10 protein-coding genes are annotated in these 12,960 nt (G+C 73.1%); 4 read left to right on the top strand and 6 right to left on the bottom strand.

Going from position 1 to position 12,960, the window contains the following annotated elements; translation table 11 throughout:
- Window positions 1-26 precede the first annotated feature (26 nt).
- Window positions 27-2,174 carry a RecQ family ATP-dependent DNA helicase gene (locus K1X13_RS02800; protein ID WP_221023507.1) on the top strand — a complete coding sequence of 716 codons (2,148 nt, stop codon included), beginning with the start codon at window positions 27-29 and terminating at the stop codon, window positions 2,172-2,174.
- Window positions 2,175-2,280: 106 nt separating this feature from the next.
- Here the strand turns inward: K1X13_RS02800 and K1X13_RS02795 are convergent, their stop codons facing one another.
- Window positions 2,281-3,411 carry a S8 family peptidase gene (locus K1X13_RS02795; RefSeq protein WP_221023506.1) on the bottom strand — a complete coding sequence of 377 codons (1,131 nt, stop codon included), beginning with the start codon at window positions 3,409-3,411 and terminating at the stop codon, window positions 2,281-2,283.
- A gap of 286 nt (window positions 3,412-3,697) precedes the next feature.
- Here K1X13_RS02795 and K1X13_RS02790 point away from each other — a divergent pair, with 286 nt between their 5' ends.
- The 3 genes from K1X13_RS02790 to K1X13_RS02780 all read left to right on the top strand — a co-directional run bounded on the left by K1X13_RS02790 (window position 3,698) and on the right by K1X13_RS02780 (window position 7,591).
- A complete protein-coding gene (locus K1X13_RS02790; protein ID WP_308249354.1) occupies window positions 3,698-5,122 on the top strand; it encodes an APC family permease in 1,425 nt (474 codons plus the stop codon).
- A gap of 103 nt (window positions 5,123-5,225) precedes the next feature.
- On the top strand, window positions 5,226-6,557 hold the full coding sequence (locus K1X13_RS02785; RefSeq protein WP_308249353.1) for a class II 3-deoxy-7-phosphoheptulonate synthase: 1,332 nt from the start codon (window positions 5,226-5,228) through the stop codon (window positions 6,555-6,557).
- The gene (locus tag K1X13_RS02780; protein ID WP_308249352.1) at window positions 6,554-7,591 is read left to right on the top strand and encodes a threonine aldolase family protein; all 1,038 of its coding nucleotides are present in this window, start codon (window positions 6,554-6,556) and stop codon (window positions 7,589-7,591) included. Before K1X13_RS02785 ends, K1X13_RS02780 begins: the two co-directional genes overlap by 4 nt.
- Here the strand turns inward: K1X13_RS02780 and aroF are convergent.
- The 5 genes from aroF to K1X13_RS02755 form a co-directional block, all read right to left on the bottom strand.
- On the bottom strand, window positions 7,519-8,568 hold the full coding sequence (aroF, locus tag K1X13_RS02775) for a 3-deoxy-7-phosphoheptulonate synthase (RefSeq protein WP_225914498.1): 1,050 nt from the start codon (window positions 8,566-8,568) through the stop codon (window positions 7,519-7,521). The genes K1X13_RS02780 and aroF overlap by 73 nt on opposite strands.
- A 279-nt stretch (window positions 8,569-8,847) precedes the next feature.
- A complete protein-coding gene (locus K1X13_RS02770; protein ID WP_221023503.1) occupies window positions 8,848-10,065 on the bottom strand; it encodes a low temperature requirement protein A in 1,218 nt (405 codons plus the stop codon).
- A 114-nt stretch (window positions 10,066-10,179) separates the two neighbouring features.
- Window positions 10,180-10,974: a DinB family protein gene (locus K1X13_RS02765; RefSeq protein WP_308249460.1), complete on the bottom strand. Its 795-nt coding sequence runs from the start codon at window positions 10,972-10,974 to the stop codon at window positions 10,180-10,182.
- A gap of 96 nt (window positions 10,975-11,070) precedes the next feature.
- Window positions 11,071-12,009 carry a DMT family transporter gene (locus K1X13_RS02760; protein WP_308249351.1) on the bottom strand — a complete coding sequence of 313 codons (939 nt, stop codon included), beginning with the start codon at window positions 12,007-12,009 and terminating at the stop codon, window positions 11,071-11,073.
- A complete protein-coding gene (locus tag K1X13_RS02755; protein ID WP_221023502.1) occupies window positions 12,006-12,938 on the bottom strand; it encodes a deoxyribonuclease IV in 933 nt (310 codons plus the stop codon). Before K1X13_RS02755 ends, K1X13_RS02760 begins: the two co-directional genes overlap by 4 nt.
- Window positions 12,939-12,960: the final 22 nt, after the last annotated feature.

Here is a 12,960-nt window from a genome sequence, read left to right as displayed (position 1 = left end):
CGGCGTGCGCACCTAGGGTGGGCGCCATGGCAGCGACGAGCACCCCCGGCACGACCGACGCCCCCCGACTCACCCCCGACCGGGCCGCGGTCGCCGACCGGGTGATCGCGGCGATGGCCGGCCCCGACGCGCGGCTGCGCGAGGACCAGACCACCGCGGTCGCGGCGCTGAGCGAGCCCGCCTCCCGGGTGCTGGTGGTCCAGGCCACCGGGTGGGGCAAGTCCGCGGTCTACTGGGCGGCCACCGCGGTCCGCCGGTCCGAGGGGTTCGGGCCGACCCTGGTGGTCTCGCCGCTGCTCTCCCTGATGCGCGACCAGGTCGCCGCCGCCGGCCGCGCCGGCCTGCGCGCCGCGACGCTCAACTCCTCCAACATCGACGAGTGGTCGGCGGTGGAGGAGGCGATCGGGTCGGGCGCGCTCGACGTGCTGCTGGTCTCGCCCGAGCGACTGGCCAACCCCGGCTTCGGCCGCCGGGTGCTCGACCGGCTCGCCGGCAACCTCGGCCTGCTCGTCGTCGACGAGGCGCACGCGGTCTCCGACTGGGGCCACGACTTCCGCCCCGACTACCGCCGGGTCTCCGACGTGCTCCAGCGGCTCAACCCGCAGACCCCGGTGCTGGCCACCACCGCGACCGCCAACGCACGGGTGACCGACGACGTCGCCCGCCAGCTCGGGGACACCACGCTGGTGCTGCGCGGCCCGCTCGCCCGGGCCAGCCTGGAGCTCTCCGTGGTCGACCGGCTCAGCCCGCTCGAGCGCTACGCCTGGGTCGTGGACCACCTGCCGCGGCTGCCCGGGTCGGGCATCGTCTACGCACTCACCGTCGCCGACGCGCAGCGGCTCGCGGCCGCGGTGCGCGAGGTGCACGGCGCCGACTACCCGGTCGAGGCCTACACCGGGCAGCTCGAGGCCGGGCAGCGCGAGTCCCTCGAGGACGCCCTCCGCGACAACCGGCTCAAGGCGCTGATCGCGACCTCGGCGCTCGGCATGGGCTACGACAAGCCCGACCTCGGCTTCGTGGTCCACGTCGGCGCCCCGCCGTCCCCGGTGTCGTACTACCAGCAGGTCGGCCGTGCCGGCCGCGCGATCGAGCACGCGCACGCCGTGCTGCTGCCTTCCGACGCCGACGCGGGGGTCTGGGACTACTTCGCGACCGCGACCATCCCGAAGCCCGAGCAGGTGTCCCGGGTGCTCGAGGTGGTCCCCACCGGCGAGGCGGTGAGCGTGGCCGCGGTCGAGGCGCAGTCCGGGGTCCGCCGCGGTCGGGTGGAGCTGATGCTCAAGCAGCTCGCCGTGGACGGCGTGGTCGACCGGGTCGAGGGCGGCTGGACCGCCACCGGGGTGCCCTGGGAGTACGACGCCGAGCACTACGACGGGATCGTCGCGGTCCGCCGCCGCGAGGCCGACATCATGCGCGCCTACACCCACGGGTCGCGGTGTCTCATGCAGCTGCTCCAGGAATCCCTCGACGACCCGACCGCGGAGCCGTGCGGCCGGTGCTCGGTGTGCCGCGGCGAGCTGCCCGAGGCGCTCGCCGGAGCGGCCGACCCGGCCACCGTCGCCGCGGTGACCGGGCTGCTGCGCGGGCAGGTGCACGTGGTCGAGCCGCGCAAGATGTGGCCCGGCGGGGCGTTCGGCTCCCGCGGCCGGATCGCCCCGCAGGAGATGCCGGAGAACGGCCGGGCGCTGGTGTACGCCGACGCGCCCGAGTGGCGCGAGACGGTGGCGGCGATCTTCGCCCGCGACGCGGCCGCGCCCGAGGAGGTCAAGGACGCCTGCGTGCGGCTGCTGTCGCAGTGGCGCACCTCGTGGACGGCGCGGCCCGAGGTCGTGGTGGACCTCGCCGCCGCGGGGTTCCCGACGCTCACCCGCGACGTCGCGGACCACCTGGCCGGTATCGGCCGGCTCGAGCGCGCCTCCCTCCCGGACACCGGGGGAGGGCCGGCCGACCTGCGCGAGCTGAGCTCCGCCGAGGAGGCGGCGCTGTGGCGCGACCGGCTGTCCGCCGCCCAGGACGGCTCCGCGCCGGAGGTCGGCGCCGCGGTCGGAGGTCGGTCGGCGCTGCTCGTCGTCGACGCGTCGTCGTCGCTGTGGCCGGTCACGGTCGCCTCGGCGGTGCTGCGCCGGGCGGGCGCGGCCGCCGTACTCCCGCTGCTCCTGCACCGCCGGCCCTGACCCCCGGGCGTCACTGAGGGGCCGCCCGGAACGGGACGACCCCTCAGGAGTCGGGCTGGGCCCGCCGGGCCAGGGCCCGGGGCGACGTGCGCCGGTCGGCGCCGGTTCAGCGCCGGGGCTTGCCGCCCTTGCCCTTGCCGGTGCTCTTGGTGCCGGTCGCGGCGGCGCCCTCGTAGGCGGTGGCCGCCTCGGCGTCGACGATGCCGTGGCCGTAGGACGTGGTGAACACGCCCGTGCCGAGGCCCGGGGTGCGCGCGGTGTCGACCAGGGCCGACTTCACGTTGTCGAGCGTGCGGTCCTGCCCGAAGAGCAGCGCCGCGACACCGGACACGTGCGGGGTCGCCATCGACGTGCCCGCGTAGTAGTCGTAGTCGGACTCGCCGCACGCCTCGGAGCCGGTGCCCGACGGCACGGTGGAGACGATGTCCTCCTCGCAGGCCACCAGTCCGGCGCCCCCGGGACCGGCGACGGCGAAGGTGTCCGGCTTGACGGCGCCGTTGGAGTAGTACGCCGGGGTCTCCTCGCGGGTGGTCGCGGTGACGCACAGCGCGCCGTCCTCGAAGGCCGGGGTGTCGCAGACCGGGAAGCTCTCGTTGCCGGCCGCGGCGACCACGAGCACGCCCTCGGACTCGGCGTAGGCGATCGCGTCGGTGACCGAGGACTCCAGCCCGGTGAGGGTGAGCGCCTGCACGCCCGGCATCGCGCCGATGCTCAGGTTCACCACGTCCGCGCCGTGGTCGACGGCGTAGGTGATGCCGGCCGCGATGTCCTCGAAGGCGCCGCTGCCGTCCTCGAGCGCCTTGATCGGCATGATCTGCGCGTCCGGGGCCACCCCGGCGACGCCGATGCCGTTGTCGGTCACCGCGGCGATCGTGCCGGAGACGTGGGTGCCGTGCGTGTCGAGGTCCTGCCCGACGCCGTCGGGCCCCTTCCAGTCGCCGTTGCCGCACGACGGGTCGCACTCGATGAACGTCGCGCCGGGGACCAGGTTGGCCCTGAGGTCGGGGTGGTTCAGGTCGACGCCGGAGTCGACGACGGCCACGACGGTCCCGTCACCGGTCGACGCGGGCCAGGCCTGCTCGGCCCTGACCTGGTCCAGCCCCCACTCCTGCGGGCGCAGCGGGTCGTTCGTGGCGGCGGCGGCCGGGGCGGTGACGGCGGCGACGGCCAGACCTGCGGCGCCGAGAACGGCGGCGATCCGACGGCGGCCCGGGTTGCGGGTGCTACCGAGAGTCATGCGGAACCTTCCGATGGGGGGAGAACCGGTACCGGTGCAACGAGGAGGGTGCCGAAAGGTCACGCGGGCCGGCGGCCCCGGGCGGCCTCGGGCGGCCTCGGGCGTGCGGCCGCCGTCGCCGACCGAGCCTCCTACGACGTTCGACGAAGTCGGCCGGTGTAAGGAGCGTCGCGACGGGGCAGGCTGCCAGCGTGGAGATCGCCAGGACGCGTGCTTGTGGCACGGACCGGGCGTCCGCCACGGTGGATCCGTCGAACGACACGACCTGAGGCGACAGGGGACTGCAGTGACCACGGACGTGAACAGCCAGGCCGGCGAGACGGCGCAGCCCGAGCTGCGCCGGGTGCTCGGCCCCAAGCTCCTCCTGCTCTTCGTGATCGGGGACATCCTCGGCACCGGCGTCTACGCCCTGACCGGGGACGTCGCCGGCGAGGTCGGAGGCGCCGCCTGGGCGCCGTTCCTGGTCGCCTTCGCGGTGGCCACGCTCACCGCGTTCTCCTATCTCGAGCTGGTGACGAAGTACCCGCAGGCGGCCGGCGCGGCGCTCTACGCGCACAAGGCGTTCGGCCTGCACTTCCTCACCTTCCTGGTCGCCTTCGCGGTGATGAGCTCGGGGATCACCAGCGCGTCGACCGCGTCGAAGTTCTTCGCCGAGAACCTCGTCGTCGCCTTCAGCCTGGACCTGGGGACCACCGCGGTGATGACGATCGCGCTCGCGTTCATGGCGGTGCTCGCGCTGATCAACCTGCGCGGCGTCAGCGAGAGCGTGAAGTTCAACGTCGTCCTCACCCTGGTCGAGCTCACGGGCCTGCTGCTGGTGATCCTGATCGGCTTCTACGCGATGTCCCAGGGCGGCGCGGACTTCAGCCGGGTGATGGTCTTCGAGACCTCGGCGGACCGCAGCACGTTCGTCGCGATCACCGCCGCGACCTCGCTGGCCTTCTTCGCGATGGTCGGCTTCGAGGACTCGGTGAACATGGCCGAGGAGACCCACGACCCGACGCGCACCTTCCCCAAGGTGATGCTCACCGGCCTCGGGATCGCGGCGTTCATCTACGTGCTGGTCTCCATCGCCGCGGTGGCGCTGGTCCCGGTGGGCACGCTCGCCGACAGCGAGACGCCGCTGCTCGAGGTGGTCCGGACCGGCGCCCCGGGCCTGCCGATGGACCAGATCTACCCGGTCATCTCGATGTTCGCCGTCGCCAACACCGCCCTGATCAACATGCTGATGGCCAGCCGGCTGATCTACGGCATGGCCAAGCAGGACGTCCTGCCCCGGTCGCTGGCCTCCGTGCTGCCCGCGCGCCGTACGCCGTGGGCGTCGATCGTGTTCGTGACGCTGGTGGCGTTCGGCCTGATCTTCGTGGTCACCCAGGTGATGGGCGAGGACACCGTGGAGGCCCTCGGCGGTACCACCGCGCTGCTGCTGCTCGGCGTGTTCACCCTGGTCAACGTCTCCTGCCTGGTGCTGCGCCGGGCCCACCACGTGGACCACGACCACTTCAAGGCCCCGACGGTGGTCCCCGTCCTCGGCGCCATCACCTGCGCGTTCCTGGTCGGCCCGTGGACCGACCGCGACACGGTGCAGTACCAGATCGGCGGCGGGCTGCTGCTGCTCGGCGTGGTGCTGTGGCTGCTGACCTGGCTGTGGAACCGCGGGGCGCGCGGCAAGAAGACCGGATTCCGCCACGTCGACGACCTCGACGGCTGACCCTGTCCGCGCCTGCGCCACCGCCGTGACGTGCGCCGCACCCGCTGTCCGGATCCCGACCTCGCCCGCAGGCGCCGGGTGGCCCCGGACGTAGTCTGGTGGGGTGACCGTCCCTGATCTGCAGACCCTCCGTGACCTCGGCGCCGCACAGCAGCCGCAGTGGCCGAACCAGGCGGCCCTCGACGCGGCCGTGGGCAAGCTCCGCAGCGTGCCGCCGCTGGTGTTCGCCGGCGAGTGCGACGACCTCAAGTCGAAGCTTGCCGCGGTCACCCGGGGGGAGGCGTTCCTGCTCCAGGGCGGCGACTGCGCGGAGACCTTCGACGGGGTCACCGCCGACAACGTCCGGAACAAGCTCCGGGTGCTGCTCCAGATGGCGGTCGTGCTCACCTACGCCGCGTCCGTGCCGGTGGTCAAGCTCGGCCGGCTCGCGGGGCAGTACGCCAAGCCGCGCTCCTCGGACACCGAGACCCGCGAGGGCCTGACCCTGCCGGCGTACCGCGGCGACGCCGTGAACGGCTTCGAGTTCACCGCGGAGTCCCGGGTGCCCGACCCGCAGCGGCTGGTCGAGGTCTACCACGCCTCCGCGTCCACGCTGAACCTCGTGCGCGCGTTCGTCACCGGCGGCTACGCCGACCTGCGCCAGGTGCACACCTGGAACACCGACTTCGTGAAGTCCTCGCCGGTGGGCCGCCGCTACGAGCAGCTGGCCGACGAGATCGACCGGGCGCTGACGTTCATGAAGGCGATCGGCGCCGACCCCGACGAGTTCCACCGGGTCGACTTCCACTCCAGCCACGAGGCGCTGATCCTGGAGTACGAGCACGCGCTGACCCGGGTCGACTCCCGGACCCAGCAGCCGTACGACGTGTCGAGCCACTTCGTCTGGATCGGGGAGCGGACCCGCCAGCTCGACGGCGCCCACGTCGAGCTGCTCTCGCACATCAAGAACCCGATCGGCGTGAAGCTCGGCCCGACCACCACGCCCGACGACGCCATCGCGCTCGCCAACAAGCTCAACCCCGAGAACGAGCCGGGCAGGCTCACCTTCATCACCCGGATGGGTGCCGGCAAGATCCGCGACCTGCTGCCGAACCTCGTGGAGAAGGTCACCGCCGCCGGCATCCAGGTCGCCTGGGTCTGCGACCCGATGCACGGCAACACCTGGGAGGCCTCCTCGGGCTACAAGACCCGCTCCTTCGAGGACGTGATCCACGAGGTGCAGGGCTTCTTCGACGTCCACCACGCGCTCGGCACCTGGCCCGGGGGCGTGCACGTCGAGCTCACCGGTGACGACGTCACCGAGTGCGTCGGCGGGGGAGAGGCCCTGGCCGAGATCGACCTCGGCAACCGCTACGAGTCGGTGTGCGACCCGCGGCTGAACCGGGTGCAGTCCCTGGAGCTGTCGTTCCTCGTCGCGGAGATGCTGCGCAAGTGACCGACGCCCTGATCGACCTGCGCAGCGACACCGTCACCCGGCCCGGCCCGCAGATGCGGGCGGCGATGGCCGCCGCCGAGGTCGGCGACGACGTGTACGGCGAGGACCCGACCGTCCGCGCCCTCGAGGAGCGGGTGGCCGCGCTGTTCGGCAAGGAGGCGGCGATCTTCACGCCGACCGGGTCGATGGCCAACGTGCTCGCGGTCCGCTCGGTCGTCGGCGCCGGCGAGGAGGTGCTCTGCGACTCCTCCGCGCACATCGCCCGCGCCGAGCTCGGCGCGCACGCCGCCTACACCGGGCTGACCATGCGCACCTGGACCGGCCCCCGCGGCGGCATCGACCTGCCCGCGATCGAGGCGCTGTTCGCCCCCGACCTCGGGCCGTTCTTCGTGCCCACCCGGGCCATCTCGGTGGAGAACACCCACAACTTCGGCGGCGGGACCGTGCTGCCGCTCGGCGACCTGCAGGCGCTCCGCTCCTACGCGGACTCGGTCGGCGCCGCCGTGCACATGGACGGCGCCCGGATCTGGAACGCCCACGTCGCCACCGGCACCCCGCTGGCCGAGTACGGCGCCGTCACCGACGTGCTCGCGGTCTGCCTGAGCAAGGGTCTCGGCGCGCCCGTGGGTTCGCTGATGGTCGGCACGCGGGCCGCCGTCGACGAGGCCCGGGTCTGGCGCAAGCGGATGGGCGGCGGCATGCGGCAGGTCGGCATCCTCGCCGCGGCCGGCATCTACGCCCTCGACCACCACGTCGAGCGGCTGGCCGACGACCACGCGAACGCCCGGCTGCTCGCCGAGGCGTGCGACGTGGACCCCGGCACGGTCGACACGAACATCGTGGTGGTCGACGTATCCGACGCGGCCGCGGTGGTCGCGGCCGCCCGGGACGCCGGCGTGCTCGTCGGGGCCGTCGGGGCGAGGACCGTCCGCGTGGTCACCCACCTCGACGTCTCCCGCGATCAGGCGGTGGCCGCGGCCTCCGTCCTGACCAAGGTGCTCGCGTCCACGCGGCCCACCACCGGCGGCAGCTGACGCATCGCCTGCGCGAGGCTGCGCAGCTCCGCGCCGAGCAGCGCCTGCGGCCCGTCGCACAGGGCGGTCTCCGGGTCGGGGTGCACGTCGACGATCACGCCGTCCGCGCCCACCGCCACCGCCGCGCGGGACAGCGGGACCACCAGGTCCTTGCGGCCGGCCGCGTGCGACGGGTCCACGATGATCGGCAGGTGGCTGGTCGCCTGCACCACCGGCACCGCCGAGATGTCGAGGGTGTTGCGGGTGGCCTGCTCGAAGGTGCGGATCCCGCGCTCGCACAGCACGATGTCGAGGTTGCCGCGCTGGGCGATGTACTCGGCGGCCATCAGCCACTCCTCGATCGTCGCGGTCATCCCGCGCTTGAGGAGCACCGGCTTGCCGGACTCGCCGACCGCCTGGAGCAGGCCGAAGTTGGCCATGTTGCGGGTGCCGATCTGGAGCATGTCGGCGTGCTCGGCCACCACCTGCACGTCGCGCGCGTCGACCACCTCGGTCACCACCGGCAGCCCGGTGGTCTCGCGGACGCCGGCGAGGATCTCGAGCCCCTTGACGCCGAGTCCCTGGAAGGCGTACGGCGAGGTCCGCGGCTTGTACGCGCCGCCGCGGAGCAGGGTCGCGCCGGCGGCCTTGGCCATCTCCGCGGCCTCGAGGGTCTGCGCCGGAGACTCCACCGCGCACGGGCCGGCGATGAACGTGAACGAGTCGGGGCCGACCGGCACCTTGGTCGTCTCGCCCACCCAGACCGTCGAGCGGTCGGGGTGGTGCTGGCGGCTGACCAGCTTGTACGGGTCGGAGATCCGGTGCACGTCCCCGACGCCGGGCAGGCTGCGCAGATTCAGGTGGTGGAAGGAGTCGATGTCGCCGACCAGGCCGATGATCGTGCGGACCACACCCGTGCTGACGAACGCCTCACCTCCGACGCTCTCGACACGCTCGACGACGTGGGCGACGTCGGCGTCGGTGGCTTCCGGAGTCATCACGACGACCATGGGGGTTCCTCTTCTCTGCTGGGTTCACTGCGGGGGAGGGCGGCGGCCACGCCTCGTTGCGCAGGGCCCCTGACAAAGCAGAACGCCCCTCGCGCGTGGCCAGGGGCGTTGGTGTCTCGTGTGCGGGCAGGACCTAGTCGGCCGCCTGCTCGGGAGCCCCGGGCATGTAGCCGAAAAAATAGGTCTGGTTGCCGCGCACGGGAGGACACTAACCCGCGGTGTCCGACAGGCGTCCGCCCGTTCCACGATCCGGGACAGCCGCTCCGCTCACCGGTGGTGTGCGTGGCTGCGTAGCTCCCGGCGGTGTTCGGCGTAGTGCACCGACTCGAAGGTGACCATCGCGACCAGCACCGCGGCGAGCAGTCCGAGCGCGGCCAGGGCGGGGAGCCGGGCCGCCGCGGGGACGAGCACGGCGACGACGACCGCCGTCAGGACGCGGACCAGGAGCACCTGGTGGCCGGTGCGCCACTTGAAGGCGATGTGCCCGAGGAGGTAGACCACGACCCCGCCGTACAGGGCGAGCAGCCCGATCCCCGTGAGCGGCTCGGACAGCTGGTGGTGCTCACCGTCGCCGACGTACTCCAGCACCTTCTTCATGCCCAGCGCGGTCAGCACGATCCCGGCGATGAGCGGGACGTGCAGGAAGCTGTACGCGTCGCGGGCCAGTCGTGGGCGGGTGGCCTCCGGCTCGGCGGCCAGGGCCTGTTCCCCGTGGAGCGCGCTCATGTCGAAGTAGGTCCACCACTGCGCCGCGGCCACCGTCAGCCCGAGGCAGGAGGCGACCACGATCGGCCAGGAGATCGGCAGCTGCGCGACGCCGACGCCGATGGCCACGATCGACTCGCCCAGGGCCACGATCACGATCAGGCCGTGCCGCTCGGCGAAGTGGCCGGCCGACCGGAGCCGCCAGCCGCCCGCGCCGGCGAGGAGGGTGCCCAGGTAGTCCGCGACGAGGGCGGCCGCCCAGAGCAGGGTCTGCGCCGTCCCGGTGAACTGGGAGGCGACCAGGAGCAGGCCCGTCCCGGCCAGCATCGAGGGGGCGAAGCGCAGCAGCTGCCGGCGCAGCCCCGGGTCGTCCCGGGCGATGATCCAGAACAGGACCAGGTGCATCAGCCGGAAGACGAAGTAGCACAGGGCGATGACCACCGGCCCCTCGAGCCCGCCGGGCAGGTCGTCGAACGCCTCGGGGATCGACAGCGCCAGGATGAACATCGCGGCCATGGCCACGAGAAGGACGAGCCGGATCGCGCCCACGTCGACCCGGACCACGTTGCACAACCAGGCGTAGCCGGTCCAGCTCCACCAGAGGAGGGCGAGGACGAGCAGCCCCCGCACCACCCCGCGGCCGCTGAGCTCGTCGGCCATGAACGCGGTCACCTGGGTCAGCGCGAAGACGAACACCAGGTCGAAGTAGAGCTCGAGCGGGGTGACGACCGCATCCCTGCTGTTCGCCTCCATCCGCAAGCGCGGCACCTGCAGCGTCATGGCTTCCATGATGACCCCCGCCGCGGCGTCCGGGGCAGCGGTTGTCCCACCAGGTGTCCCGAGGGGCGTGACCACACCGGCGTGACCTGCCAGACACTGCCAGCCGGCCAGGCGCTACGAGCCGCGCGCCTCCACGGCGTGCAGGTCCCGCTCGGCGTACAGCCGGTGCTCCCACTCCTCGTTGAGGACGACCAGCAGGCACTCACGCACCGGGTAGCTGCGCGGCTCCGGCCAACCCGGGGCCTCGACGGGCTCGGTGAGACCGTCGAGCGACTCCTCGGTCAGGTCGTCGACCACGCTGCGCACGGTGGCCATCCGGTCGTGGCGCAACGCGAGCACGTCCTCCAGGGACGGTCGCGCTGCGCGGTCGCGCGGCACCCCGGGGGTGTCCGGCATCTCGTCCCACGGCAGGTCCAGGGGATGCCACGGCGACGGGTCGCCGAGGACTGCCCGCCGGACCCATGCGTCGGTGGCGAACACGAGGTGCCGCAGCGTCTCCACGAACGACCACTCTCCGCCCACCGACTCGTGCAGCAGCGCGGGGTCGAGACGGCGGGCGCGTTCGACGGTGCCGTCCCAGAGCCGCCCGACGAGGTCCCAGGCCGCGCGGAAGCCGGCGGGATCGGTCGGGCGCATCAGGGCTCGCCCGGGGTAGCGCCGGTCGAGCTCGTCGTTGACCAGCGGACCGATGTCGACACCGTTGATCGTGACCTTCCCGATCTCCCCGTAGATGTCGACGTCGACCAGCTCGACACCGCGCATCACGACGTTGTCCAGGTCGACGGCGCGGAACGTCGTGCCGTTCAGGTTGGCCATGCGGATCTCGGCCCCGCTCAGGTCCACCCTCTCGAACCGGGCGTCGGTCAGGTCGACCCGCTGGAACCGGGAGCCCGTCAGGTCTGCGTCGATGAAGTCGGCCGCACCTGACCGTAGCGCCGCCCGCCGGCGACCCGTCCGTCATTCGCCAGGTCCGGACGAGGGGGGGCGGGCCGGAGCGCACCGCCGTCAGACCGCGATGTGCGGGACCTCGGCCTCGATCTTGCGCCGCGGCGCGAGCTCCACGACCAGCATCGCGGTCAGCACCATCAGCCCGCCGACCGCCATCCGCGCGGTCACCGACTCCCCGCCGAGCAGCACCGCGAAGAACGCCGCGAACACCGGCTCCATGCTCATGATGATCGCGGTGCGGGTCGGCGGCAGGTGCGCCTGCGCCCAGGTCTGCCCGGCCAGCGCGAGCGCCCCCGCGAACAGCGCCATGTAGACCACCGAGAGCCAGTCCCGAGGGTTCGAGGGGAGGACGAGCCCGTCGGGCGCGGTGGCGGCGAAGCACACCACGGTGATCACGAACAGCTGCACGATCGTCATCCCCATCGCCTGCCGCGCGCCGGCCCAGGCGCCGAGGCCGACGATGTGCAGCGCGTAGAGCACCGCGGCGACGAGGGTGACCGCCTCGCCGTAGCCGACGCTGAACCCGTTGAGCGTGAGGACGGCGAGCCCGGCGGTGGCGAGCAGCACCGCGCCCCAGGTCATCGCGGTGATCCGGGTGCGCAGGATGAGCGCGGCGAGCAGCGGTGTGCACACGACGTACATGCCGGTGATGAACCCCGAGACGCTCGCCGGCGTGTGCGCCAGGCCCGCGGTCTGCAGGATCTGCGCGACGCCGTACAGCAGACCCAGCACGACCGCGTGCCGGCGCGAGGCCGCCGACAGCCGGCCCAGCGCGCGCGGCGCGAGCAGGAACAGGCCGACCGTGGCGATCGCGAACCGGACCGCGAGGAAGTCGAGCACCGGGACCCGGTCGAGCAGGTCCTTGATCAGGAAGAAGGTCGACCCCCAGCAGGCGGTCATCGCCAGCAGCGCGAGGGTGGCCAGCACCGACTGGCGGGTGGTGGCCGTGTGGCGCGGGGGTACGTCGACCGGGTTGCTGTCGTCCGGACCGGTCACGGTGCGGGCTCGCGGAGCTGCTTGAGCAGCGGCAGGTCGGGGTCGTCCTCGTCGCGGGAGCCCGGGGTCTCGAGGACGAACGGGACGCCGGCCGTGGCCTCGTGGGCGAACAGCTCGGCGAACGCGCCGGTGCCGATGTACCCCTGGCCGATCTTCTGGTGGCGGTCCTTGAACGCGCCACGCACGTCCATCGAGTCGTTGGCGTGGACCAGCCGCAGCCGGCCGGGCCCGCCGATCTCCACGATCCGTTCTACGGTGGCGGTCGCGCCGCCGGGCTCGTCGAGGGGGGCGCCGGCGGCGAACACGTGGCAGGTGTCGAGGCAGATGCCGGCGCGCGGGTGGAAGTCGAGCGCGGCCAGGTAGGGCTCCAGGTCGTCGACGCCGGCGCACAGCGAGCGGCCCTGTCCGGCGGTCGGCTCGAGCAGCAGCCACGGCGCGTTCTCGCCCGCGGCGTCGAGGGTCTCGAGGATCGGCAGCAACCCCTCGCGGACCTGCCGCATCGCGCTCTCGATGCCGCCCTCGGCGACGCAGGACCCGGTGTGCACGACGACCCCCTCGGCGCCGATCTCCGCGGCCCGCTTGAGGTTGTGCGCGACGGTGTGCACGGACTTCTCGTACGTCGCCGGGGTGGGGCTGCCCAGGTTCACCAGGTACGGCGCGTGCACGAACACCCGCATCCCGGCCGCCCCGCACACGTCGCGGAAGGCGGCGTCCTGCTCCGGCTTCCCGGCCGAGCTCGCCCAGCCGCGCGGGTTCCCGGCGAACACCTGGATCGTCTCCGCACCGATCCGCCGCGCGTCGGCGAACGCGCCCGCGACGAGGCCCTTGCCGACCTTGAGGTGGGTGCCGACCGGGTTGCGTGTCGCGGCCGGGGACGCCGCGAGCGGGGTGGCCGGGACGTGCGCGTCCGAGGACAGGGTGGGGGACATGCGGACAGCCTAGGTGCGGGTC

This window comes from Nocardioides jiangsuensis, from assembly GCF_019679455.1.
In the GTDB taxonomy this organism is placed as follows: domain Bacteria; phylum Actinomycetota; class Actinomycetes; order Propionibacteriales; family Nocardioidaceae; genus Nocardioides_C; species Nocardioides_C jiangsuensis.
The sequence above is the reverse complement of the archived record's forward strand: the minus strand, read 5'-3'. Positions and strand labels throughout refer to the sequence as shown.